Origin of the sequence: Sinanaerobacter sp. ZZT-01 (assembly GCF_035621135.1) — a bacterium.
GTDB lineage: Bacteria > Bacillota > Clostridia > Peptostreptococcales > Anaerovoracaceae > IOR16.
Window position 1 is genome coordinate 1,839,665 of the sequence record NZ_CP141728.1, and the last position, 25,695, is coordinate 1,865,359.

24 protein-coding genes, 1 rRNA gene and 1 riboswitch are annotated in these 25,695 nt (G+C 38.7%); of the genes, 19 read left to right on the forward strand and 6 right to left on the reverse strand.

Annotation, left to right across the window (positions count from 1 at the left end):
• Nucleotides 1-41: 41 nt before the first annotated feature.
• Nucleotides 42-2,522, forward strand: a complete 2,481-nt coding sequence (locus U5921_RS08830; RefSeq protein WP_324822485.1) for a DsrE/DsrF/DrsH-like family protein — start codon at nucleotides 42-44, stop codon at nucleotides 2,520-2,522.
• 157 nt (nucleotides 2,523-2,679) lie between these two features.
• A complete protein-coding gene (locus U5921_RS08835) occupies nucleotides 2,680-4,362 on the forward strand; it encodes an MBL fold metallo-hydrolase (RefSeq protein WP_324822487.1) in 1,683 nt (560 codons plus the stop codon).
• Nucleotides 4,363-4,366: 4 nt separating this feature from the next.
• Here U5921_RS08835 and U5921_RS08840 read toward each other — a convergent pair whose 3' ends face one another.
• Nucleotides 4,367-4,894, reverse strand: coding sequence for a transcription repressor NadR (locus U5921_RS08840; RefSeq protein WP_324822490.1), 528 nt, complete (start codon nucleotides 4,892-4,894; stop codon nucleotides 4,367-4,369).
• Nucleotides 4,895-5,045: 151 nt separating this feature from the next.
• Here U5921_RS08840 and U5921_RS08845 point away from each other — a divergent pair, with 151 nt between their 5' ends.
• Nucleotides 5,046-6,089 (forward strand): PTS sugar transporter subunit IIC, encoded by a 1,044-nt coding sequence (locus U5921_RS08845; protein ID WP_324822493.1) that lies wholly within the window; start codon nucleotides 5,046-5,048, stop codon nucleotides 6,087-6,089.
• Between the two features lie 102 nt (nucleotides 6,090-6,191).
• Here U5921_RS08845 and U5921_RS08850 read toward each other — a convergent pair whose 3' ends face one another.
• Nucleotides 6,192-6,521: a rubredoxin-like domain-containing protein gene (locus tag U5921_RS08850; RefSeq protein ID WP_417764998.1), complete on the reverse strand. Its 330-nt coding sequence runs from the start codon at nucleotides 6,519-6,521 to the stop codon at nucleotides 6,192-6,194.
• 220 nt (nucleotides 6,522-6,741) lie between these two features.
• Here U5921_RS08850 and U5921_RS08855 point away from each other — a divergent pair, with 220 nt between their 5' ends.
• From U5921_RS08855 to deoC, 10 genes are all read left to right on the forward strand, one after another.
• Nucleotides 6,742-7,392 (forward strand): CYTH domain-containing protein, encoded by a 651-nt coding sequence (locus U5921_RS08855; protein ID WP_324822496.1) that lies wholly within the window; start codon nucleotides 6,742-6,744, stop codon nucleotides 7,390-7,392.
• A gap of 340 nt (nucleotides 7,393-7,732) precedes the next feature.
• Complete coding sequence (gene tig, locus U5921_RS08860) at nucleotides 7,733-9,022, forward strand: trigger factor (protein ID WP_324822499.1); 1,290 nt, start codon at nucleotides 7,733-7,735, stop codon at nucleotides 9,020-9,022.
• Nucleotides 9,023-9,032: 10 nt separating this feature from the next.
• Entirely contained in the window at nucleotides 9,033-9,644 is a 612-nt protein-coding gene (gene clpP / locus U5921_RS08865) for an ATP-dependent Clp endopeptidase proteolytic subunit ClpP (protein ID WP_324825975.1), read from the forward strand.
• An 11-nt stretch (nucleotides 9,645-9,655) separates the two neighbouring features.
• A complete protein-coding gene (clpX, locus tag U5921_RS08870; RefSeq protein ID WP_324822502.1) occupies nucleotides 9,656-10,948 on the forward strand; it encodes an ATP-dependent Clp protease ATP-binding subunit ClpX in 1,293 nt (430 codons plus the stop codon).
• Nucleotides 10,949-11,014: 66 nt separating this feature from the next.
• Complete coding sequence (gene lon / locus U5921_RS08875) at nucleotides 11,015-13,450, forward strand: endopeptidase La (protein WP_324822505.1); 2,436 nt, start codon at nucleotides 11,015-11,017, stop codon at nucleotides 13,448-13,450.
• 22 nt (nucleotides 13,451-13,472) lie between these two features.
• Nucleotides 13,473-14,060, forward strand: coding sequence for a ribosome biogenesis GTP-binding protein YihA/YsxC (yihA, locus tag U5921_RS08880; RefSeq protein ID WP_324822508.1), 588 nt, complete (start codon nucleotides 13,473-13,475; stop codon nucleotides 14,058-14,060).
• 3 nt (nucleotides 14,061-14,063) lie between these two features.
• Complete coding sequence (locus tag U5921_RS08885; RefSeq protein WP_324822511.1) at nucleotides 14,064-14,441, forward strand: YkvA family protein; 378 nt, start codon at nucleotides 14,064-14,066, stop codon at nucleotides 14,439-14,441.
• A 12-nt stretch (nucleotides 14,442-14,453) separates the two neighbouring features.
• A complete protein-coding gene (hpt, locus tag U5921_RS08890; RefSeq protein ID WP_324822514.1) occupies nucleotides 14,454-14,990 on the forward strand; it encodes a hypoxanthine phosphoribosyltransferase in 537 nt (178 codons plus the stop codon).
• A 74-nt stretch (nucleotides 14,991-15,064) separates the two neighbouring features.
• A complete protein-coding gene (pduL, locus tag U5921_RS08895; protein ID WP_324822517.1) occupies nucleotides 15,065-15,637 on the forward strand; it encodes a phosphate propanoyltransferase in 573 nt (190 codons plus the stop codon).
• Between the two features lie 99 nt (nucleotides 15,638-15,736).
• Nucleotides 15,737-16,405: a deoxyribose-phosphate aldolase gene (gene deoC / locus U5921_RS08900; protein ID WP_324822520.1), complete on the forward strand. Its 669-nt coding sequence runs from the start codon at nucleotides 15,737-15,739 to the stop codon at nucleotides 16,403-16,405.
• Here deoC and U5921_RS08905 read toward each other — a convergent pair.
• Complete coding sequence (locus tag U5921_RS08905) at nucleotides 16,402-16,623, reverse strand: YaaL family protein (RefSeq protein ID WP_324822522.1); 222 nt, start codon at nucleotides 16,621-16,623, stop codon at nucleotides 16,402-16,404. The genes deoC and U5921_RS08905 overlap by 4 nt on opposite strands.
• A 76-nt stretch (nucleotides 16,624-16,699) precedes the next feature.
• On the opposite strand from U5921_RS08905, the gene U5921_RS08910 reads away from it, so the two are divergent.
• Nucleotides 16,700-16,975, forward strand: coding sequence for a pro-sigmaK processing inhibitor BofA family protein (locus U5921_RS08910; protein WP_324822526.1), 276 nt, complete (start codon nucleotides 16,700-16,702; stop codon nucleotides 16,973-16,975).
• Nucleotides 16,976-16,987: 12 nt separating this feature from the next.
• Here U5921_RS08910 and U5921_RS08915 read toward each other — a convergent pair whose 3' ends face one another.
• From U5921_RS08915 to U5921_RS08925, 3 genes are all read right to left on the reverse strand, one after another.
• The gene (locus tag U5921_RS08915) at nucleotides 16,988-17,512 is read right to left on the reverse strand and encodes a folate family ECF transporter S component (RefSeq protein ID WP_324822528.1); all 525 of its coding nucleotides are present in this window, start codon (nucleotides 17,510-17,512) and stop codon (nucleotides 16,988-16,990) included.
• Nucleotides 17,513-17,607: 95 nt separating this feature from the next.
• Nucleotides 17,608-17,701: riboswitch (THF riboswitch) on the reverse strand.
• Between the two features lie 19 nt (nucleotides 17,702-17,720).
• Nucleotides 17,721-18,041 carry a DUF4363 family protein gene (locus U5921_RS08920; protein WP_324822531.1) on the reverse strand — a complete coding sequence of 107 codons (321 nt, stop codon included), beginning with the start codon at nucleotides 18,039-18,041 and terminating at the stop codon, nucleotides 17,721-17,723.
• Nucleotides 18,042-18,106: 65 nt separating this feature from the next.
• Entirely contained in the window at nucleotides 18,107-18,823 is a 717-nt protein-coding gene (locus U5921_RS08925) for a DUF421 domain-containing protein (protein WP_324822535.1), read from the reverse strand.
• 122 nt (nucleotides 18,824-18,945) lie between these two features.
• Between U5921_RS08925 and U5921_RS08930 the strand changes: the two genes are divergently transcribed.
• The 5 genes from U5921_RS08930 (at nucleotide 18,946) to U5921_RS08950 (ending at nucleotide 25,584) form a co-directional block, all read left to right on the forward strand.
• Nucleotides 18,946-20,115 carry an MFS transporter gene (locus tag U5921_RS08930; RefSeq protein WP_324822538.1) on the forward strand — a complete coding sequence of 390 codons (1,170 nt, stop codon included), beginning with the start codon at nucleotides 18,946-18,948 and terminating at the stop codon, nucleotides 20,113-20,115.
• 48 nt (nucleotides 20,116-20,163) lie between these two features.
• A complete protein-coding gene (locus U5921_RS08935) occupies nucleotides 20,164-20,907 on the forward strand; it encodes a LytR/AlgR family response regulator transcription factor (protein ID WP_324822540.1) in 744 nt (247 codons plus the stop codon).
• Between the two features lie 84 nt (nucleotides 20,908-20,991).
• Nucleotides 20,992-22,020: a GNAT family N-acetyltransferase gene (locus U5921_RS08940; protein WP_324822543.1), complete on the forward strand. Its 1,029-nt coding sequence runs from the start codon at nucleotides 20,992-20,994 to the stop codon at nucleotides 22,018-22,020.
• A gap of 75 nt (nucleotides 22,021-22,095) precedes the next feature.
• Nucleotides 22,096-23,073, forward strand: coding sequence for a lysine exporter LysO family protein (locus tag U5921_RS08945; RefSeq protein WP_324822546.1), 978 nt, complete (start codon nucleotides 22,096-22,098; stop codon nucleotides 23,071-23,073).
• A gap of 991 nt (nucleotides 23,074-24,064) precedes the next feature.
• Nucleotides 24,065-25,584: ribosomal RNA gene (locus U5921_RS08950) — 16S ribosomal RNA — on the forward strand.
• Nucleotides 25,585-25,695 lie beyond the last annotated feature (111 nt).

Sequence of the window (25,695 nt, forward strand, 5' to 3'; positions counted from 1 at the left end):
TTAAAATTGAAATAAAGTTGAATGGGAAAGGAAGGCATAATATGAAGATATGTATTGTTGGAGGCGTAGCAGGAGGGGCGAGTGCGGCAACACGTTTACGTCGTTTAGATGAGAATGCCGAAATTATTTTGTTCGAAAAAGGAGAATATATTTCTTATGCAAATTGCGGATTACCTTATTATATTGGAGGGACAATTAAAGAAAAGGAAAGTCTGATTGTCACAAAACCGGAGTTATTGCGAAATCGTTTTGCAGTTGATGTCAGAATGAGAAACGAAGTACTCTCAATCCAACCAAAAGAAAAGAAAATAACAGTAAAAAATCATGATACAGGAAAAGAATATGAAGAAAACTATGATAAGCTGATTCTTTCACCAGGAGCGGAAGCAAAGAAACCAAATTTTCCGGGAGTGAATGAAGAAGGCATTTTTACTTTGCGTACGGTTCCTGATACCTTCCGAATTGAGGAATATATAAAACAGCATCAAACAAAATCAGCAGTGGTGATCGGCGGCGGTTTTATTGGGATTGAAATGGCTGAAAATTTAAAGGAAAGAGGCCTTGATGTAACGGTTGTAGAATATAGCGATCAAGTTGTAGCGTCCTTGGATAAAGAAATGGCAAATATACTGCATCAGCATTTGATTGAAAATGGGATTCATCTTCAATTAAATACGGGTGTCACGTCGTTTCAGAAACAAGGGGATGGGAGTTTGAGCCTTGAGACAACGCAACAGAAAACTCTGCAGTGTGAGCTTGCAATTTTAAGCATGGGTGTAGCACCGGAAAGCCGTTTGGCAAAAGAAGCAGGATTAAGCTTGGGAATTGGTGGAAGCATTGCGGTCAATGAGCAGTATCAAACATCAGATCCCGATATTTATGCGGTAGGGGATGCGGTCAGCATCATTAATCTTGTAAGTGGAAAAGAAGGAATGATCCCGCTTGCGGGGCCTGCAAATAAGCAAGGACGGATTGCAGCAGAAAATGCACTTGGGGCAGAGAAAACCATCGGTGCAGGTGTGCAGGGGAGTGCGGTGTTAAAGGTGTTTGAATTGACAGCAGCATCAACCGGTATGAATGAGAAGCAATTGAAAAAGGAAGGTATGGAATATCAGAAGACATATGTGCATCCACAATCGCATGCTTCCTATTATCCGGGAGCAACACCAATCAGCATGAAGATGTTATTCGATAAGAATGGAAAGATTTTAGGAGCACAGGCGGTAGGATATGAAGGTGTAGAAAAACGGATTGATGTAATTGCAACAGCTATGCGCTTTTCTGGTACGGTATATGATTTGGAAAATCTGGAACTATGTTATGCTCCGCCTTTTTCTTCTGCGAAAGATCCAGTTAATATGCTTGGATTTTCAGCGGCAAATATGTTAAAGGGAGATATGCCGGTATGGTATGCAGAGGATTTGGAAACAATGGATTTAGACTCTGTTACTTTCTTGGATATCGGAACACCCGAAGAAATCATGATGGGAACTTTGCCGAATGCAGTTAATTTAAATCTGGATTCTTTACGTGAGCATCTTGATGAATTGGATAAGAGCAAACCGATATATGTAACTTGCAGAGTTGGTCTTAGAGGTTATATTGCTACACGTATATTAATGCAAAATGGATTTGATGTAAAAAATTTAAGCGGAGGCTATCGAACTTATAGTCTTGTAACTTATAAAATTGATGAGCAAGAGCCGCTTCTCATTGAAAAGAGCGATAAAAAAGTTGACGAAAAAAAGCGCAGAGAACCGCAAGACAATTCAGATACAACAAAAACAATTGAAGTAGATGCATGTGGCTTGCAGTGCCCGGGACCGATCATGAAAGTATCTTCTGCTATGAAAGATATGAAAGATGGGGAACGTCTTGTCATTCGTGCGAGTGACCCTGCATTTGCGTCAGATATCAAGGTCTGGTGCGAACGTACAGGAAATCTTTTAGAAGGGATTAAGAATCAAAAAGGCATTTATGAAGTCCGACTTCAGAAAATGAAAGGGGCAGTTCCCGGAGCTTGTAGCAATGACTTTGACCAGACTTCCTCAGGTAACGATAAAACTATGGTCGTATTCAGCGGCGATTTGGATAAAGCAATTGCAGCGTTTATTATCGCTAACGGTGCCGCAGCAATGGATCGCAAAGTAACCCTGTTCTTTACATTTTGGGGACTGAACATTCTGCGTAAGAATCAAGCAGTTAAAGTAAATAAAACATTTATTGAAGGAATGTTCGGTAAGATGATGCCGAGAGGAAGCAAGAAGCTTGGACTATCACGTATGAATATGAGTGGAATGGGTGCAAGGATGATTCGAAAGGTCATGAAATCAAAAAATGTTTCTTCTTTAGAAGAACTGATTCAAGCAGCAATGGATAATGGGGTAAGAATTGTTGCTTGTCAAATGTCTATGGACGTTATGGGGATCCGAGCAGAAGAATTGATCGATGGAGTCGAAATTGGCGGAGTTGCAACTTTCCTTGGAGCAGCCGAACTGTCAGATACTAATTTGTTTATATAAAATATCATGCTGAAATTAGGGGAAGGAAGAAAATAATGACACAGACTGTCCTCGAATAATGATGAGGGCAGTCTTTTATTTGTTAGTAAGCTGTGTTAAAATAAAAAAATAACAGCAAATATTCCTGTTTTAAGAAATGTAACGGAGGGGAAAAGCATTGAAGATTAAATTTTGTGGAGCAGCAACTTCGGTAACGGGTTCCTGTCATTTAATTACGACCGACAAGTATAAAATTTTGCTGGATTGTGGGCAATTTCAGGGCGGAAAAGCGATGGATGCCATGAATTATGAAGAGTTTGGATTTGACCCGGCGGAGATTGATTTTCTTTTGCTTAGTCATGCCCACATCGATCATTGTGGTAGGATACCTCTTCTGGTAAATAGAGGATTTAAAGGGAAAATCTATTGCACCAGTGCGACGGCTGATTTGGTTGAGGTAATGTTGAAAGACAGTGGATACATTCATGAAAAAGAGGCTGAATGGAAAAACCGCAAAGCGGAGCGCGCGGGCAAAGCTTTGGTAGAACCATTGTATACGTATAATGATGCATTAGAATCCTTGAAATATATTACACCGGTTCTTTATGACCAATTGATCGAAATCAACGAGCAGGTGAAGGTAGTATTTAATGATGCAGGGCATATTCTTGGATCAGCGATTATAGAGATATGGATTGAGGAAGAGGAGCGTATTTCAAAAATTGTCTTTTCCGGCGATTTGGGAATGACAGATCGGCCAATTCTCAGGAACCCTACAAAAATTAAAAAAGCAGACTACGTTATTATGGAAACGACGTATGGAAATCGTGTCCATGAGAAAAATGCAACTAGCATTGACCGCTTGATTGAGATTGTTTTAGAAACGACAAGAAGAGGTGGAAATGTTGTAATTCCTTCCTTTGCGGTTGGAAGAACGCAGGAATTGATTTATGAATTCAATCGGTTTTATGAAGATCACTCAAAGTATAAGAAAGAATTGGACAAACTGATGGTGTATGTGGACAGCCCGATGGCAACAACGGCAACAGAAGTTTTTCGGAAAAATGCACAGGTATTTGATGAGGAAACAAAAGCTTATATTCTGAAGGGTGATAACCCGCTCGACTTTAAAAATTTAGTCTTTACGAGAAGCAGTGATGAATCCAGAGCGATTAATTTCGACCATGAGCCAAAGATCATTATTTCTGCGAGTGGTATGTGTGAAGCAGGAAGAATCCGTCATCATTTAAAGCATAATCTATGGGATTCCCGTAACAGCATTGTATTTGTGGGCTATCAGGCCGAAGGAACCTTAGGGAGATATTTAGTTGAAGGACAAAAAGAGGTTACACTTTTTGGAGAAAAAATTCATGTAAGTGCAGAAATTCATAATTTAGAAGGATTTTCTGGACATGCAGACAGAGATGGGCTAATGGATTGGCTGGGGGGTTTCCAAATGAAACCGCATGATATTTTCTTGGTACACGGCGAACAAGAATCCAAACATGATTTTGCAGATTTGGTAAAAAAAGAATTGGGCTTGGATTGCACGGTGATTGATAGCGTATCCGAATTCCAGTTAAACCATGTAACCACATTGACTTCACAGGAAGCAAGCGCTGATGAGGTTGACAAGGAAGAAATTATGAAAATGCGTGAGCGCATTGCAGATATTCACGATGATCTAGAAAATATTTTATATCGTACTAATTTAGCAGTAGGAGATTCAATCTCGCCGGATCGGATGGTTGAGATTAATAATATTATATTGGAATTACAAAAAAGCACTTTAAATCTAGGTTCGACCGTAACGCTTGAAGAAGAACCGAAAACCATTCAAGTAAAAGTGCAAGAAAAATAAAAAATTATTTATGCAGAGCAATGCCCTTTTTTAAAAGGGCATTTTCTATGCGTAAAAAAGTAGAAACATCTTTACAGCCGATACGATGCAAGTGAATGCCCTCAGTCAGATCGCTGAGCGGTTTTCCCTCTCCTGATTGAACTTTGGTTGCGAATAAATCCGCATCATAGCGGGAATGAATAGCAAGAGCACCTGATATCTGCCCGTAGATTGCATGCTCGATCGTTACATCGATAAGAGAGCCGCCATAGTCTACAACAGTATAAAGCTCTTCAATTAATTGAGAGAACGTGTGTTTACAAGCGATTACACCAACATATTCAAAAGGCATCTTATCATTATTGTCTGAGTGATACAAATACCCTCTGGGTGTGGAAGCTATATTGTTTCCGGAAGCTCGCAGAATGGCAATATCTCCGACAATTACTTGGCGGCTCACGTTAAATTGAGAGGCAAGTGTCGTTGCGCTGATAGGAGTTTCGGATTCCTGTAGTGCAGCTATAATTTGATCACGCCTTGTTTTTGTTTGCATAAAAATTTCCTTCCTAAATTATAAGAATACCATGATAATAGCATAGATGTGTAGACAGGTCAAACTGTAATCAATACATATGTCTTGACATGTGGAATGTCATTTGATAGAATGGGATTGTTTTTATACATAAACTAATTTGGAGGGCAGAATGGAGCGAATAAAACAATTTTTAAAACGTAAGGACATCGTATTTTCAAGAAAGCGTTATTTTAATGATGCATTATCTGCAATGGCATTAGGATTGTTTTCCTCTCTTTTGATCGGTCTGATTATCAAAACGCTAGGAGAGCAGAGCGTTCTGCTTTTCGGACAAAATGTGTTGTCTGATTTTTTCATTACAGCAGGAACAACAACAATGAGTTTTATGGGGCCGGCCATCGGAGGTGCAGTTGCTTTTGGGTTAAAGGCGCCACCTCTTGTTTTATTTGGAAGTATTGTTACCGGCGGTATGGGGGCTGCAATGGGTGGACCGGCGGGGGCCTTTCTAGCAGCCGCAGTTGGTGCAGAATTTGGAAAGCTAGCTTCTAAAGAAACAAAAATTGATATCATTGTAACGCCATTTGTGACCATTATGATGGGTGCGGCCGCTGCTCAATTTTTTGGACCGCTGGTTGCGGCACTGATGAGCGGACTTGGAATGGTGATTATGACCGCAACTGTCATGCGACCATTTTTAATGGGGATCATTGTTTCTGTCGTCGTCGGACTGGTTCTAACCGCACCGATTTCCAGTGCTGCACTTTGCATTATGCTTAATTTAAGCGGTTTGGCAGGAGGCGCGGCGACCGTAGGCTGCTGTGCGCAGATGATTGGATTTGCAATCATCAGTTTTCCGGAAAATGGTTTAGGGGGATTGCTAGCACAAGGAATCGGAACCTCTATGTTACAGGTTCCAAATATCATAAAAAATCCGTGGATTTTAGTACCACCGACATTGGCAGGAGCGATTGTTGGTCCTATTGCCACAAGTAGGTATTTCAGCATGACAAATATACCAGCCGGTTCGGGTATGGGAACCTCTGGATTGGTAGGGCAAATAGGGACTTTCACATCAATGGGGTTTCATGGACAAGTGTTAGTTTCTGTCTTGCTTCTACATTTTCTTCTCCCTGCTGCCATTGCGTGGTTTACAGACTATGCCTTAAAGAAATCGGGAAAAATCAAACTGGGAGATTATAAACTAGATTTATAAGAAAAATAAAAAAAGAGGTATTTTAAATGATAAATTTAAAATACCTCTTTTGGTAAGTAAGAATCTTTTTTCTTAGATGATTAAAAAATATATTTCAGGACATTAATATTTTTCTTTTGCAACGTGAGACGCAATTTCTGCTTTTACAAGTTGTTTAATCTCCCATGCACGTTTATTCGATGCATTGAAAGCACTGTTGCATCCAGGATCAAGATTGATTTCTAAACCTTCCTTGCAAAGCGTATTGATTTTTGCTGCTAGAGCTGCAATTTCATGATGAATGTCGTTTGTACGGTCGGCTTTGTAAATTTTTTCGGATGCCTCATCAGAGAGTGCTGTAAATTTTTCTGCCGGTGCACCGCATTTTGGACAGACACTTGGAGCAGAATCACCTTCCGTAATATATCCGCAGACACTACATTTCCATAACATAATTATTTCCTCCTTTTAATTATACTTAATAATATTATTATACCACGATAATTAATAAGCAAACATGATAAAATCATACATATTTAAAAATTATTCGCCGAAATCAGACAACAACTTTCAGTTGTAATGTTGCTGAAAAAATGGTACTATCAAATAGTCTTCTTCTCCATAGAAGAAATTCTTACTATGAAAACTGAAGAAAAAAGGAAAAGGTCTTAAGATGGAAATAGAAATGAAATATGGCATTGGGGATAAAGAATGTGCCGAAAATATTTGGGATGACGAGGATCTTTTAAACATAGCAGACATAGAATCACGAGAAACTATTTTAATGAAAGCAGCATACTTTGATTCCGATGATTATGTATTGTCTAAGAACGATGTCGCTTTTCGCGTGCGGATGGAAGGCAATCGAGTTGTGGCTTCTCTAAAGTGGAATGGGAATTGTGAGGATGGACTTCATAGCAGAGAGGAAATTAATGTTCCGATTAATGATGAGGCGTGTTTGATTATGCCGTCTCCAGATGTTTTTAAAGAGAGCGAGCAGGGTAAAGCCGTTCTTGAACTTTTAGGTGACAGAAAGTTGCACAGTCTAATGGAAACCTGCTTTATACGGAAACGGATGCGCATTGATACAGGTGACTCCATATGCGAAGTTGCAATTGATGAAGGAGAAATTGTAACTGATTTTGGAACGCTACCGATTTGCGAATTAGAAATTGAATTATTTTCAGGGGAAGAAAAGGAAGTAAATGTAATCGGGGAACGTCTTGCTCAAAAATACAATTTGGTTCCGGAGAACCGAAGTAAATATGCAAGAGGATTACATCTTTTAAAACAGGGAATTACAAAATTAAATGATGAAAAATAAAGAAATAATGAGGGACTTGGTGAAAAAATCGAGTCCTTTCTGTTTTTTTATCACTAAATAAGGAAATTAGAGCGAATAAAGGGCTTAAAGAGCTCTTTTTCGGAAATATACTTTACTTTATAATAGGAAAACGATATAATAATGTGCGCAGTTTATGCATTTTCGTAAATTAGACGTAGAAAATAAGAAAAAATAAGTGTAAAATGCTTTACACTTAAACCCATATGCTTTTTTAGCATTTGGAAATAAAATAAAATATAAAGCCGGGCAAATTTATAGCTGTTATCGTTATAAAGGAGAAACAGTTTATTTGTCTTGTTCATTGAGATGGAGGACAAAAATGAAAGCAACTTTATTAGGTAAAGAAAAAAATGACGCAAAGTTCACTATGACCTTTTCTGCAGATGATTTCGAAAAGGCAATTGGAGAGGTTTACCAGAAGAGTAAAGGAAAATTTGTGGTAGATGGTTTTCGTAAAGGAAAGGCCCCTAGAAAATTAATTGAATCTAAATTTGGAGAAGATGTCTTTTATGAAGACGCGATCAATGAATTGTTTTCTAATGGATATCCACAGGCATTAAAAGAATTATCTTTGAATCCAGTAGACCGCCCTTCTGCTGACTTTGGGGAAGAAAAAATTGAAAAGGGCAAGGACTTCACCGTTACAATTACCGTAACTTGCATGCCTGAATTTGAAGTGAAAGATTACAAAGGTGTTAAGGTAGAAAAAATTGAACATCCGGTAACCGAGGATGATATAAATAAAGAATTGGAAGCATTACAGAAAAGAAATGCCAGAATGATTGTTGTGGACAGAGCGGCAAAAGATGGGGATACTGTATTAATTGACTATTCCGGCTTTGTAGGAGAAGAACAGTTTGAAGGTGGAACGGCAGAAAGACAGCCTTTGACTTTAGGTTCTAACACTTTTATTCCTGGATTTGAAGAGCAGCTGATTGGTGCGAGTGCAGGAGACGAAAGAGATGTTAAGGTTACTTTCCCAGAAGAATACCACGCGGAGAATTTAGCTGGTAAGGAAGCTGTTTTTAAATGCAAGGTACATGAAATCAAAGAGCAGGAACTTCCGGCTTTAGACGATGAATTTGCTAAAGATGTAAGCGAGTTTGATACTCTGGAAGAATTAAAAAAGGAAACAAAGGAAAAGCTAGAGAAATCAGCGATAGAAGCTGTCGAATATGAAACGAAGAATGCAGTATTAGAAAAAGTCTATGAAGCAAACGATGTTGATATTCCGGATTGTATGGTAGAAGATCAGTTAAATGAAATGCTTCAAGAATTTGAGCAGCAATTGTCACAGCAGGGATTAAACTTGCAGATGTACTGCCAGTATTTAAATAAAGAATTAAAAGATTTGAGAGAAGACCTTCGCTCCGATGCACAGAAAAAGGTGAAGACTCGTCTTGTGATTGAAGCAGTTGCCGATGCTGAAAAGATTGAAGTTTCTAAAGAAGAGATGGAAAAAGAGATGCAGGCAATGGCTGATATGTACAAAATGGAATTATCTAAGCTGCAAGCTATGATGCAGGTAGATAACCTTGCATACCTCAAGCAGGATATAAAATTAAGAAAAGCAATCGAATTTATGTTTGAAAATGCAATAATTGAGTAATAAATAATATATATATCAAAAAGAGAGGGGTAAAAAAATGAGTTTAATTCCTATGGTAGTGGAACAAAGCAGCAGAGGCGAACGCTCCTACGATATTTATTCAAGGTTATTGAAGGATAGAATTGTGTTTTTAGGTGAAGAAGTAAATGATACAACTGCAAGCCTTGTGGTCGCTCAGCTTTTATTTTTAGAATCTGAGGATGCTGAAAAGGATATTAGCTTTTATATTAATAGCCCGGGAGGATCAATTACCGCAGGGATGGCGATTTATGATACGATGCAGTATATCAAGCCTGACGTTTCAACGATATGCATTGGCATGGCAGCGAGTATGGGGGCATTTTTGTTATCATCAGGCACAAAGGGTAAGAGATTTGCGCTGCCGAATGCAGAAGTTATGATTCATCAGCCTTTGGGAGGAATGAAAGGGCAGGCAGAAGATTTAAGGATTCATGCTGAATGGATTATTAAAACAAAAGAAAAACTAAATCGTATTCTAAGCTTAAATACAGGTCAAGATATTGCTACCATTGAGCGTGACACCGATCGCGATAATTTCATGGGAGCAGAAGAGGCTTTAAAGTATGGGATTATTGATAAGGTGATTACCAATAGAAAATGAGGGGAGGATATATGAGCAAGTATGATGAAAGCAAGCAACTCCGTTGCTCTTTCTGCGGAAAACCTCAAGATCAGGTTCGCAGATTAGTAGCGGGGCCCAATGTATATATTTGTGATGAATGTATCGAGTTATGTCAAGATATTATAAATGAAGAATTCACTGCGATTGAAGAGCCGGGTAAAAATCTAATGGAATCTGGATTTCTGCCTAGACCAAAAGAAATTGCAAAGATTTTATCCGATTATGTGATTGATCAAGATGGTGCAAAGAAAACACTTGCTGTAGCTGTTTACAATCACTATAAAAGGGTTAACAGCATAAAAAAACAAAAAAATGATGAGGTTGAGATCCAAAAAAGTAACATTGTTATGATTGGACCGACAGGATCAGGTAAGACTTTACTTGCGCAGACGCTGGCAAAGATATTAAATGTGCCGTTTGCGATTGCAGATGCAACAGCACTCACAGAAGCCGGATATGTTGGTGAAGATGTAGAAAATATTCTTTTGAAACTGATACAGGCTGCGGATTATGATGTAGAAAAGGCTCAAAAAGGTATCATCTATGTGGATGAAATTGATAAGATAGCCAGAAAATCTGAGAATCCTTCCATAACACGTGATGTTAGCGGAGAAGGAGTTCAGCAGGCATTGCTGAAAATCTTAGAAGGAACAGTTGCAAGCGTACCTCCTCAGGGGGGAAGAAAACATCCGCATCAGGATTTCATTCAATTTGACACGACGAATGTACTGTTTATTTGCGGTGGTGCATTTGACGGTTTGGATAAAATTATACAAAGAAGAATCGGTGAAAAAACAATTGGCTTCAATTCACAGCTGACACAAACAAAAGTGGATTCTTCTGAACTGCTAAAGAAAGTACAGCCAGAAGATTTGCTGAAATTTGGATTGATTCCAGAGTTTATAGGTCGTTTGCCGGTCATGGTTACTTTAGAAGAGCTTACAAGAGATGCTTTGGTAAGAATTATCAGGGAGCCGAAAAATGCGATTTTAAAGCAATATAAAAAACTCTTTGAATTCGATGATGTTGAATTGGAGATTGAAGAAGATGCAATTATGCGTGTGGCCGAGAAAGCGATTGAGAGAAAAACTGGAGCGCGTGGACTGCGAAGTATATTAGAACAGGTTATGACTGACATTATGTATGAGATTCCATCAAGAAATGATATACGCAAATGCATCATAACAAAAGGCACCATTGATTGTAACACTGGGCCGGCATTAGTACTTTTGGAAGGAACCCAAATTACTGAAGGCAGTGAAAAGGAAGAATCCGCATCATAAACAGACGGCTCTGCCGCCTGTTTTGTTGCTTTGCGCATCTGTTTATTTAGAAGGAGGGAAACATTTATGGTAGAGAAAAAGAAAAAGGCTGCCTTAGAAGAACAAGAGCCCATTGAAATAAATGCGAATATAGATGCCGAAATGAATGCAGATATTGAAAAACAAGATGAAATAGATGATGTACAGGAAAGTAATTTTCATACGATGCCTTTGATTCCGCTGAGAGGCTTAACTGTATTTCCGAATATGGTGCTTCATTTCGATATAGGAAGAGAAAAGTCTATAGCCGCTTTAGAAAAAGCGATGATGATTAATCAAATGATTTTTTTGACCGCACAAAAAGATGCTGAGACAGATTTGCCTACTCAAAAAGATTTTTATCACGTAGGGACAGTAGCAAAGATTAAACAAATGTTAAAGCTTCCTGGAGACAACATTCGTGTATTAGTCGAAGGCGTGTGCCGTGGCGAAATGCGTAATTTGCTGAAAGAAGTTCCTTATTTTAAATGTAAAGTTCATGAAATCTATGAAGAGCGTTATGAAGTGATTCCCCCCCGAATTGTGGCACTCATGCGCACAGTATTAAATGAATTTGAGGAATACCTTAGCTTTACTCCAAAGGGAGGAATGGATGTGCTTTCTTCTGTTGCCTCTGAAGACCAGCCAGGTCGCCTGGCGGATATTATTGCTTCTAACCTTGATGTTAAAATAGGGGAAAAACAGGAAATTTTAAATGCATTTGACGTAGAAGAGAGATTAGAAATTTTAGGCTCCATACTTAGTCGTGAAATTGAAATCCTGCGTATTGAAAATGATATCAGCAGTAAGGTGAAAACGCAGATGAACAAGACGCAGAAGGAATATTATCTGCGAGAACAGATTCGTGCAATTCAGGAAGAATTAGGTCAAGACGAAGATATTGAAGATGAAATTCAAAAATGGTTGAAGCAATTAAAAAAATTAAAGCTATCTGCTAAGATGCATGAAAAGATAGAAAAAGAAATAAAAAGATTGAATAAAATTCAGCCGTCTTCCGCGGAAGGCGGAGTGATACGCACGTATATTGAGTGGGTTTTGGCTTTGCCATGGAATAAACTGACAAAAGATAATATTGATCTGAAGCAAGCAAAGAAAATTTTGGATCAAGACCATTATGGACTAGATAAAGTAAAAGAAAGGGTACTGGAATATTTAGCTGTTATGAAACTGGCAGGCAGTATGAAAGGACCGATTTTATGTCTGGTAGGGCCACCCGGAGTTGGAAAGACATCCATTGCAAAGTCAATTGCTCGTGCAGTTAATAGAAATTTTGTCCGTATGTCACTTGGTGGTGTGCGTGATGAAGCAGAAATTCGTGGACACAGAAGAACTTACATTGGAGCAATACCGGGGAGAATCCTTTCTGCAATGAAAGATGCAGGCAGCAGCAATCCAATTTTCTTATTTGATGAAGTGGACAAGATTGGTGCGGATTTTCGAGGAGACCCGGCGTCAGCACTGCTGGAAGTGCTGGACCCTGAGCAAAATAAAGAGTTTATGGATCATTATTTAGAGCTTCCGTTTGATTTATCTAAGGTCATGTTTATTACGACAGCAAATTCGATAGAAACGATACCAAGACCGCTCCTGGATCGTATGGAAATCATTTCTGTTTCCGGATATACGGAAGAAGAAAAAGTAAAAATTGCTCAAATGTATCTACTGCCGAAACAGAAAAAAGAGCATGGATTGAAAGAAAAAGACATTTCCATTTCTGAGGAAGGAATCCGATCCATTATAAATGATTATACCAGAGAATCCGGAGTCAGAAACTTGGAGAGAGAACTGGCAAATGTATGCCGGAAAGCGGCACGCCAAGTCGTAGAAGGAAAAGATAAGAAAAAGAGAGTTTCTCCAAGAAATATAGAACATTATTTAGGGAAAAAGCGGTATCATTATGATCGTATAAAGGATGATGATGAAATTGGTGTGGCAACTGGAATGGCTTGGACAATTGTAGGCGGAGACACTTTGTTTATAGAAACTACAGTTGTTCCCGGAACCGGTAAGCTTGTTTTGACCGGTCAGCTTGGAGACGTCATGCAGGAATCAGCAAAAGCAGGAATCAGCTATATTCGCTCTCATTGCAAGCAGTTTGGGATTAGTGAAGAATTCTACAAGGAGAAAGACCTGCACATTCATATCCCAGAAGGAGCAACACCAAAGGATGGACCTTCTGCCGGAGTCACTATGTGTACTTCTGTCATCTCCGCGTTGACAAATACACCGATTCAAAAAGAAGTTTCTATGACAGGTGAGATTACACTTAGAGGTAAGGTTCTGCCTGTAGGGGGAATTCGTGAAAAAGTTATGGCTGCACACCGCGCGGGAATAAAGAAAGTACTGTTACCGAGAGGAAATGAGAAAGATATTGAGGAAATTCCTTCTGTGGTACGAAAAGATTTGACATTTGTCTTGCTGGATTCAGTAGAAGATGCATTGGAAGAAGCTTTGGTAAAGTAAGGTCAATAGACGGAGGAAAGTTATGATTATAAAAAAGGCAGACTTGTTGGCGGTAGCGGTTAAAAAAGCTCAATATCCGCAGGATGACCAAAAGGAAATTGCTTTTGCAGGGCGATCGAATGTCGGAAAGTCTTCGCTTATCAATATGCTGTTAAATCGAAGGAACTTTGCTCGTGTCAGTGGTAATCCGGGAAAGACAAGAACGATAAATTTTTATGAGATCAATGATGACTTTCGCATTGTTGATCTTCCGGGATACGGATACGCAAAAGTGTCCAAGTCCATTTCGGAAGGCTGGGGAGATATGATGGAAAATTATTTATCCAGCCGACAGAATTTATTAAAGGTGATCCAGCTCGTCGATATTCGTCATGCACCATCTGTACAGGATGTGCAGATGTATGATTGGCTTCGATATTATGATTTGGATGGTATTGTAGTAGCAACTAAAGCAGATAAAATTTCAAGAAATGAGCTATCTAAAAATCTATCCATCATCCGAAAAACTTTAAAACTATCACAAGAGGACTTGGTTGTTCCGGTCTCTTCACTGAAGAAGACCGGAAATACCGAGTTGTTGGAGATTTTTGATTTACTGCTGGAGGATTAGGCCATGCAATTTATCAGCTTAAGTTTTATAATCAAACGTATAAAAACCATTATATACATGATGAAAGATAAATCTGTGCCCAAAAGGAAGAAAGCGCTAATTATTGTAGGCATTGTATACCTGCTTCTTCCTTTTGATTTAATTCCTCCAATTATACCCATATTAGGATTTTTGGATGACTTTATTCTTTGGGTATTTATTTTGGGGCATCTAAGAGATGAATTGAATAAATATTGGGTGGGAGATGATGAAATTAAGCCAACCACTAAAAAGTATCGTGGAAAAAATGTAATAAATGATGTAGACTTTGAGGTATGTGAGGACGAAACATGTACATCTGAGGAGAGTAATAAGGACTGCAAGGAGGATTGCAGAAAATAAGGAGAGACGATAGTGAAAGAGAAGCAATATGTATTTGGTGAGATTTTGATTAGTGAAGAACAGCTAAAAAAAAGAACCAAAGAGATAGGGAAGCAGATTACCGAAGAATATAAAGGCGAATCTATTTTGGCTGTTTGCATACTAAAAGGTGCAGTATTGTTTATGACGGATTTGATCCGAGAAATCGATTTAGATGTGCAAATTGACTTTATGTCTGTTTCCAGCTATGGTGCTTCAACCAAGAGTTCCGGAGTTGTTCGTATCTTAAAAGATTTGGATACGGCAATTGAGGGGAAGAATGTGTTGATTATTGAAGACATCGTTGATTCTGGATTAACTTTGAAATACTTAAAAGACTATTTAATGGGAAGAAATCCCAAAAGCCTAAAAATATGTACTTTGCTTGATAAACCAGCAAGAAGAAGTGCAGACATCTTAGCCGATTATACTGGATTTGAGGTAGAAGATCAGTTTATTGTAGGCTATGGATTGGATTACAATCAAATGTACCGTAATATTCCGTATATTACGTGTCTCGTTGAAAAATAAGTTGTTTATAGAGACTCAATTTTGAGCCTTTTAATAATAGAAATTTATGTACATAAAAAAAGGAGAGTATAAAAATGAGTTACAAAGCACCAATTGGATTATCAAATAAGCATTTGCATCTATGTCAGGCCGACCTCGAAGTATTATTCGGGAAAGGTCATGAGTTACATCCAACCAAGGATTTAAAGCAGCCGGGACAGTTTGCTTGTGAAGAAAAAGTTGATATTGTAGGTCCTAAAAATACGTTGAAAGGTATTCGTGTGTTAGGACCGGTTCGCCGTGAAACACAGATAGAACTTGCTATGACGGATGCACGAACAGCTGGCATTTCTGCACCGGTTCGTGAATCAGGAAAACTGGAAGGGACACCTGGTGTTAAACTGGTTGGACCTGCGGGAGAAGTTGAGCTGGATCATGGTGTGATTGTAGCATTGCGTCACATTCACCTTTCCACGGAGCAGGCAAAAGAAGCTGGCGTAAAGGATAAGGATATCGTAAAAATTAAAGTAGATGGTGAAAGAGCTTTGATTTTTGATAATGTGTTAGTACGTTCCGGAGAAGGACATGATTGTGAAATTCATCTGGACACCGATGAAGGAAATGCAGCTGGACTTGGAAACAATTCCTTTGGTGAGATTGTAAAATAATTTGACTTGCTTTAAACGAGGCATTACCACGCATATTTTAAATAAAGATGCAAAGTAATGCTTCTTTTTTCTTTCATGTATTGTAAAGGGGGACTGAGGATGAAACGTTACAATGGATATTTCGATCATACTCTTTTAAAGGCCGATGCAACCGAGAAGGAGATTCTTCAAATTTGCGAAGAAGCAAAGAAATATGAATTCTATGCAATTTGTGTCAACGCTTGTTATATTAGTTTCGCAAAAAAGCAATTGATAGACAGCAAGGTAAAAATTGCTTCTGTGATAGGGTTTCCCTTAGGAGCTTGTGGTACAGAGACAAAAGTATTTGAGACAAAATGGGCCTGTTCGCAAGGAGCAGAAGAAATTGATATGGTAATTGCAGTCGGCGCATTGAAAGATGGAAGACTAGATTTTGTGAGAGAAGATATTCGCAAAGTAGTTGAGACAGCAAAACAGAGCAATGCGATCGTTAAGGTGATTTTAGAGACTTGTCTTTTAAATGATACAGAAATTGTAATTGGGTGCCATCTTGCAGAAGAGGCAGGAGCTGCCTTTGTCAAAACGTCCACGGGTTTTTCTTCTGGAGGGGCAACCGTACATCATGTTGAACTGATGAAAAAGACGGTAGGTAGCAGCATGCAGATCAAGGCATCAGGCGGAATTCGAACATTGGAAACAATGAAGAAAATGATTGAAGCAGGAGCGGACCGCATCGGTGCGAGCGCTTCAGTTGCTATTTTAAAAGAGAATGAAGAAAAGGACTCCTAACAGTGGAGCCCTTTTTCTTTAGCTAATTTCATAAGATAACCGTATTTTGTTCTTGCTGCGAGCATATCATAAATGGCTTGGTCAATTAAATCTGCGTCAACGGCTTCGTTGAAACGTGATTCTGCATCACGCCAGTCCCTTTGCGCTTTATTAATTGAGCTGACTAGCTTACTTTCTTCTGTTACTGGCTGAGGAAGGTTAATAAAATTTTTCCACATTACTTTCACATCCCTTTCCGTTTTTCATTCTATTTTATGCTCGTAATCATAAATTATACGGGAGGGAGTTGATTTTATGGATATGCAAGCTGAAATTGGAATTTTATTAGCCTATGCAATCGGCATTTTACTGCTTTATGTTTTAGGGTATATGTTTCTAGTGCCAATTAAATTAATTGTACGGCTTATTATAAACAGTGTTTTGGGTGGGATTACGATATTAGCAATTAATTGGATTGGCGGATGTTTTGGATTTCATTTAGCTTTAAATTTTATTTCTGCAGCGATTGTGGGTTTACTAGGCGTGCCCGGAATCCTTTTATGGGTTTTGCTTACAGCGATTCCTTTTTAAAGTATATATGGCTTAAGAGCTGATTTGTTTTCGAAGGCGCTGGTATAAGAGCGTTACTAACGAAGAATATGCAAATGTCATAAGAACTGTTACAGGGATTCTTGGTAATAGCAATGCAAAATAGCTTGTCCCATATATAATGGAGAGCCATAAGGTGATTAAGCCAATAGAGCAGATGGTTTCTGTTATCAGTGTAATCAAGAGGACGTTCTTCCATTTCATTTTCCCGCCTAATATAGGTTTCAGCAAACCGGGCAATAAGCCGGTAAGACATGAGCTCAATGTAAATCCGGGGAAATAGGCACCTGCTGGAAACATAGTAGCACCGATCAAGTCTGCTAAAACGCCGGTAATGGAACCGGCAAAGGGACCTAAGAGGAAACTAGATAGGATAAGTGGAATATTTCCTAGACTAATACGAACCGAATTAAATCCCAGAAATGGAAGATAAAAGCCTAAGAAACGAGTTAAAATAATACTGATTGTAGCAAAAAGAGTGCTCAGCAATAAATGCTGCGTAGTTAGCTTTTTTTTCATACTAAAAAATCCTTTCTAATTTAATATAGCTATAGCACAAAACTACACTAAAGAGGAAAGGATCTTCGTGATTTCCCTATTCATTTCTCTAATGCAGTAGTGGACGCAATATTACACCGCAAGCCTTCACTTTTCGTTCATAAGCAACATCCCATCTTATGACACTTTACGCGCAATATTTACTCTACTGCTTTTTAGCATACTATGCTTACATAATATTTTCAAGGGAAATTTTTTCATTCAAATAGAGAAACTTTAACTGTTCTTGAATGCATGATAACTCACCGAGTGCTAACGGGCTATCCTGCAATTTAATATAAGCTTCTGCTCGCCCTATGGAAAAATCAGTATCAAGCAAGGTTTTTGTATCAAGGAAAAAAGTATATATTTTTTTGTTCTCATGCCATTGATCCGAAAAATCTTTAAATGCTTCTTCTGCTGTAGCCCAGTTCTCATTTTCAATTTCAGTGATAATCTGATTTTCAAGATCTTTTGATAAGTCATCGATACTATCTTCACAATAAAACATGAAAGCAACCCAGATTCCTAATGTAAGGAGAATCGTAACAAGTGATATGATAAAAGACCGCATTTTTAATTTTCACCCTCCTTAATAATATGTTTCACTGGATTTGTCGGATCGTCGTGCTGATAAATGTGAAGTGTTTTCTTTTCATCTGCATAACAGAGAAACACATCTTTATAGTTTGTAATTTTTTGAGTAAGAAGTTCACCCTTTAACTCATTTTCGGTAATATTTAAACGAGAAAGGTTTTGCCTATATAAATTTCCATCTGCAATGAGTACCATAGGGAGTGTTTCTTCCTTCATATTTATGGACAAGTCGGAAGGAGTTGCGGGGCGTTTATTTGGTGAAGGAATAACACTTAAATCACCATTTACCTCTAAAATAGCATAATCCAAATCAGCGATGGAAGGATAATTTTTTAAACGCAGCTGCTCGATTAAATCATCAATACTGATTCGCAGACGTTTCATTTCACGTAAATCAAGCGCCCCTCGATCAATTAAAATAGAGGGAGTTCCACTTATTATTTTCTTAAAACGCTCACTTTTCAAAGAAATAATTGAAATCAATACTTGAAGAAACAGTAAAGAAAATAATGCAGTTACGCCATTGAGCAGAGAAACATCCGGAGATTCAATGGGGAGTGAAGCTAACTCGGCAATCATAAAAAGAATGACCATTTGGAAAGGGTCCATTTTAGAAAGTTCACCTTTTCCCATAACCCGAAGCACAAATAATACGACTAAATATAATATAAATGTCCTTATTAATATAATAATCATTTTGCACCTACCAATCTTATTTATTATTATAATTATTAATTATTTTGTACACAATTTTGTACCCTATGCAAAAATATGTTATATAATGAAAAGGAAAAAAAGAAATTGAACAGGAGATGAGTATGAAACAAAACTATTATAAATTTGCTTTGCTTTATATTTTTGTTTATGCGGCGATGGGATCGGTCTTCCCATTAATTGGACAATACTTGCTTGGATTGGGATTTAAAGGGACACAGATCGGCATGGTGACAGCATCTGCAACTGCAATTGGTATCATTGCTGCACCTGTTTGGGGAAATATATATTATAAAACAAATAATAACAAACATGTAGTTTTGTTTCTCTGCTTTGCTGCGGTTCTTGTCCCTGTATTTCTCTTGCAGATATCCGATTTTTATCTTTTTCTTATGGGTTATATTCTATTATTCTTTTTTCAAGTTCCGATTTGCCCATTGGCAGATACGATGACCTTAGAAGCAAGTCACGATTTTGGCTCTGTTCGAAAGTGGGGAGCTGTTGGCTATGCAGGCGGTGTATTTATTGCCGGGCAATTGGCTTCTTATTTTGGTCTGCAATGGATTTTTATTCTGTTTTCAATGACTTCATTTGCAGCTGGTATTATGGTTTGGATTATTATGAGAGAAAAGTTTGATTTAAAAGAGGAGAGAGAAAACTATGAAGAGAAAGAGAATCGAAATACGGACAGCATGTTGGAGCTTTTAGGAAATAGAAAATACTGTGCGATATTATTAAGTGCATTTTTTGTTTTAGGAACAAACATTGCTAATAATACTTTTTTTGGTTTTCTATATACAAGTGGAGGAGGAAGCTTAGGTGGAATTGGGTTGGTTTTTCTGCTGATGGCTGGGAGCGAAGCTCCATGTATGGCTTGGGTTCACCGCTTTTCTGCTAAATTTACACTGGAACGAATGATTTTATTCGCTATGCTTTTGTCTGCCTGCCGCTTCTTTTGGTATGGGAGTGGGCCTTCTTCCTCGCTGTTGATGAGTACGTTTTTTTTACAGGGAATCGTAAACGGTATCCTTCTTATTGAATTTATTCGTTATGCAGCGAAAGTAGTGGAGATTGCATTTTTGGGGATTGCAATGTCATTTATACAGGCGATTTCATGTAACGGAAGTACAATCTTGTGTCAAATGATTGGTGGGTATTTCATGGATCATTTTGGGATCAATGCAGTGTACCTTGGATTTGCAGCTATGAATTTAATAGGAGTATTCGTGTATTTATTCTTTCGATTACATATCAAAGCAAATGATAAAGTATAAAAATCGGTTATGGTTCTATTTAATACTTAGAGTTTTTGTGGAGGAAAGATGGTATCGATTTTACTTGTTGACAGCAACCGAAGTCGTTGCGCTATGATTGCCGAAATAATTATTATGAGCTTAACGGAGGAAGTAGAATTATTGAGAACATCTCGTTCAGAGGAAGCATTGAGACTGATTTATCAAGAGCAACGATCTTTTGATTTGGTTTTTCTGGCATCGATTCAAAAAGAAGAGAATGGTTTTTGCTTAGCAGAGAAAATAAGAAAAGAATCAAGATATAAACTAACGCCGATTATTTTTATTACGGATAAAGCATTTCATGGATTGGCATATATTTCTCGCAATGAAACAAATAGCTTCTTAATAAATCCGCTTTTAGATCAAAATTCATCAGGAGCGTTAAGTCAATTCCTTGAAGACTCGGTTAAAGAGAAAATGCGTTTGCACGAATCAAGACTAATTTACATAAAGCATTTTGAGGGAGAAACGTTTTTAAATACCGATTCCATTTTATTTTTAGAGGCTAGAAGTAAAAGTTGCATTGTATATACGGTGGAGGGAATTATGCAATGCAAAAGAGAAGGTCTTACTAAGTTGTTAGAACGGCTGAATGTGCCTTATATAATGAAGTGTCATCGCTGCTTTGCAGTGAACGTGAAAAAAGTAAAAGACTGCAAAAAATTAAACCGCAGGCTTTGGGCATTTTATTTTAATGAAAGAGAGGAGGTCTGCTATGTAAGCGAAACGTTTTATAAGGTAATAAAAAGGAAGTGTCATTTCGTTCCATAGAGTGCCCTTTCGGGTGTGACTGCTTGTTTTTTCAAATCCAAACCGTATAATAAGATTTAGATCATGGTAAAGGAGGAGAAGCGTATGCATACAAATAAGATAAACATTCGGATGGCTCAGAAAGAGGATGCAGATTTAATCGTTAAATACATAAAAGATCTTGCAGCGTATGAACGTGAGCTGGATCAGGTATCTGTAACGGTACAAGCAATTGAACAGGAGATGTTTGAAAAGCAGGGTGCAGAGGCTTTGCTTGCAGAAATAGACGGCAAACCGGCAGGCTTTGCTTTATTTCATCGAAGCTTCTCTACTTTTCTAGGTAAATCGGGGATTACATTGGTTGATCTTTATGTAGAGCCGCATATGAGAGGAAAAGGGTGCGGAAAACAAATGGTGGCTCATCTGGCCTATTTGGCTGAGAGTAATAAAATGAAGCGCTTGGAATGGTGGGTTCATGATTGGAATCGGGATGCGATGAAGCATTACCAAAATTGGGGTGCATTTCAAGTTCCGTATATTCGAGTTTGTCGACTTTGTGATGATGCATTAAGATCTTTAGCAAGTCAATCATTTTGTGAAGCAGCAGAGAAAAGAGAGCGCTTGCTTGAAACGGATCGTCTTTGGGTTACAAAAGCAAGAGAAGTAGATATTGAAAGCATCATAGCTTTGGAAAGTCACAGTGAAAATAGAGATTATCTTTGGATTGGTACGCCGGAGGAACATAGAAAAGAAATTTATGATCCAAACCATGAGTTGCTGGTTTTTGAAGAAAAAGTAAGCAAAAAAATGGTAGGATATGCTTTAAATCGTTTGGACTATATTTCAAACAAGTGGGAATTAAGGCGTATTGCCATTTCAGAAAAAAGACGAGGCTATGGAAAAGAGGTTATAAAAGGGCTTTTGGAATATGCCTTTCATGAATTAAATATGAATCGTTTTTGGTTGGATGTATATCCGGATAATGTGGGTGGAATAAAGCTGTATGAAGGTCTTGGTATGCATTGTGACGGCGTGTTACGCCAAAATTATAAAAGTCAAAGAGGGTATATAGACCAAATTATTTACTCTATATTGCGGGAAGAGTATAATGGAGAAAATCAGTTATTAGATTAGAACGACTGATAGATATTTTGAACTTTAAATAATTTAATGGATTGTATTTTTAAGATAATAAGTAGAGGTCATGGTATGGCATTATTACCTTTTGCCTGTTTAGGCATTGGCATCTTGGTAGGAGTATTTAATAGAAGCAAAAGGTTTTTGGGGGTTTCTGATCGAGTCGCAACCGTCTCTCTTATTTTGCTTATGGCAACAATAGGAACAAACATAGGAATGAATGAGTCGATAATGAGTCGTTTTTCAAACATTGGATTTAATTGTATTGTAATTTCTATTTCTACAATCTTATTTAGTGTAATGATTACTTATTGTTTTGAAAGAACTCTCTTGCCGCTCGAAGAAATTGACAAGGATTTAAAACTTAGAAAACTTAGTTTAGAGAATCATTTATTAGATGAGTTGCAAGAAATTGATTCGCAGGCGAGCAATGAAAAGAAGATTACCGGATTGGTTTGGATTATGCCAAGCAGCATTTTATTCGGATTACTATTTGGGTTTTTGCTAAGAAAAAAGCTAGAAGGGTTTGATGTAAACTTTATTTTTACGATTTTTCTAATTATTCTTTATATTTGTGTAGGAATTAATCAGGGTTCAAACAGGGAGGTTTTTCTCTTTATTAAAGAGTTGGGCTTTAAGGTGATTTGGTTACCAGTCGCTATTTTAGCAGGCAGCTTAATTGGCGGAATTGTCTCTGGAATCCTGCTTCATATACCCTTTAACGTTTCTGTAATGTCGGCGGCAGGGATGAGTTTTTATAGTATTACCGGTGCTTATATGACACAAGCTTATGGTGTTGAGATTGGAACCTATGGGTTCTTGGTAAATGTATTACGTGAGTTTTTTACGATATTATTCATGCCTATTTTAATTAAGATAAGCAAAGGAAGCCCCATTGCCGGAGGGGCATCTGGGAATATGGATACGATGCTTGCTCCAGTAACAAAGTTCGTGGGTGCAGAGCTTGGACTTGTCACTTTAATAACTGGAACAATATTGACCTTCTTAGTACCACTTTTACTTCCTGCATTATATGCAATACAGCAATGAGAATGTTGCGTTGTTCTGAGAATGCATTTTAATAGTCTCTTTTTAATAAAAATATGTATATAGTTTTATATTTTGGAAAAGATATACTGGGAACGGGATAATGAATGTAGGATTTATCGCAATATAAGGGAAAGAAAAGCATCTTAAAGCATCTTTTAATTAAATTATAAAAAAATGGAAAAAAGATAAGAAAAGTAGTTGACAGAGAAGGCATACTTTGCTATTCTATTAAAGCTGTCTCGCACAGATGAATATCTAAAGTCCTTGACTGGTTCTTTTATAAACAGATGTGCAAACGAAAAAAGTCGAATAAAATCGAAAAAGTAGTTGACAGATAGGAAGAAAATTGATATTATGGATAAGCTGTCTTGTGAAAGAGTGTGAGTTTGAAAGTGCGAAAGTGGTTTTACAACATACACAAAGCAATTGCGAAAAAAGTTGAAAAACAGAAAAAAGCAGTTGACAAAATGAGCACAGCAAGCTATAATAAAAAAGCTTCGTCAATACGGAGCAGCACTTGAAAATAGTGCATCGGACGAAGAAGATGGACAAAAGAATTTGAAACATTTTTCAGTCTGAGACCTTTCGGAAAGTATGCTCGGCATAAAAGAAGAAAGGGATGAACCTTGAAAACTCCATAGTGTAGAAATTGAGTCAAGAGATTTTTAAATAAATCTCAAACGTCGAAACAGTGCAAACTGACAGAGACGAAAAAGACTTAAGTACAAAAACAATCTGCAAAAGATTGGTAAGAAACATTCAATGAATTGAATGGATCTTCGTACAATTTCTTAAAAACAATAATTTCAGATTCGTAACTGAAAAATCTCTATCAACTAAAGTTGATGAGATTTCTGTACGACACCTACTAAAATTTGTGAAACGAATTTTGTTAGGGGTTCGAGCAATTATGAAAATGAAACCAAGCAAAACGCAATGCGTTTAGCTGAGCTAGATTTGAAGGTTCCGAAAGGAACGTTTAGATACCAAATTGATTAAGAGTTTGATCCTGGCTCAGGATGAACGCTGGCGGCGTGCCTAACACATGCAAGTCGAGCGAGAAGCTCACGAATGAAACTTCGGTCGAATGAGTGAGAGGAAAGCGGCGGACGGGTGAGTAACGCGTAGGCAACCTGCCTCATACAGAGGGATAGCCTCGGGAAACCGGGATTAATACCTCATAACATGTGAGTGTCACATGACACTTTCGTCAAAGATTTATCGGTATGAGATGGGCCTGCGTCTGATTAGTTAGTTGGTGAGGTAACGGCTCACCAAGGCAGCGATCAGTAGCCGACCTGAGAGGGTAATCGGCCACATTGGAACTGAGACACGGTCCAAACTCCTACGGGAGGCAGCAGTGGGGAATATTGCACAATGGGCGCAAGCCTGATGCAGCAACGCCGCGTGAGCGAGGAAGGCCTTCGGGTCGTAAAGCTCTGTCCAAGGGGAAGAAAAAAATGACGGTACCCTTGGAGGAAGCCCCGGCTAACTACGTGCCAGCAGCCGCGGTAATACGTAGGGGGCGAGCGTTATCCGGAATTATTGGGCGTAAAGAGTACGTAGGTGGTTATGTAAGCGTGGGGTGAAAGGCAATGGCTCAACCATTGTTAGCCTTACGAACTGCATGGCTTGAGTGCAGGAGAGGAAAGCGGAATTCCTAGTGTAGCGGTGAAATGCGTAGATATTAGGAGGAACACCAGTGGCGAAGGCGGCTTTCTGGACTGTAACTGACACTGAGGTACGAAAGCGTGGGGAGCAAACAGGATTAGATACCCTGGTAGTCCACGCCGTAAACGATGAGCACTAGGTGTCGGGGGAGCGATCCTTCGGTGCCGTAGTTAACGCATTAAGTGCTCCGCCTGGGGAGTACGCACGCAAGTGTGAAACTCAAAGGAATTGACGGGGACCCGCACAAGCAGCGGAGCATGTGGTTTAATTCGAAGCAACGCGAAGAACCTTACCAGGACTTGACATCCCTCTGACCGTCTCTTAATCGAGGCTTCCCTTCGGGGCAGAGGAGACAGGTGGTGCATGGTTGTCGTCAGCTCGTGTCGTGAGATGTTGGGTTAAGTCCCGCAACGAGCGCAACCCTTGTCATTAGTTGCCAGCAGTTCGGCTGGGCACTCTAGTGAGACTGCCGGGGATAACTCGGAGGAAGGTGGGGATGACGTCAAATCATCATGCCCCTTATGTTCTGGGCTACACACGTGCTACAATGGCCGGTACAGAGAGAAGCAAATTCGTGAGGAAGAGCAAAACTCTAAAACCGGTCCCAGTTCGGATTGTAGGCTGAAACTCGCCTACATGAAGTTGGAGTTGCTAGTAATCGCGGATCAGAATGCCGCGGTGAATGCGTTCCCGGGTCTTGTACACACCGCCCGTCACACCATGGAAGTTGGGGGCGCCCGAAGTTGGTCGAGAAATAGATTACCTAAGGCGAAATCAATGACTGGGGTGAAGTCGTAACAAGGTAGCCGTATCGGAAGGTGCGGCTGGATCACCTCCTTTCTAAGGAGACTACAATTTCTACACTATGAGTTTATATAAAACTAGCGGGCAATAGGCTGCGCAGGAATATTGTAAGATGGCGTAGACTGAGAAAGCGAAAGCGGAGTGCGC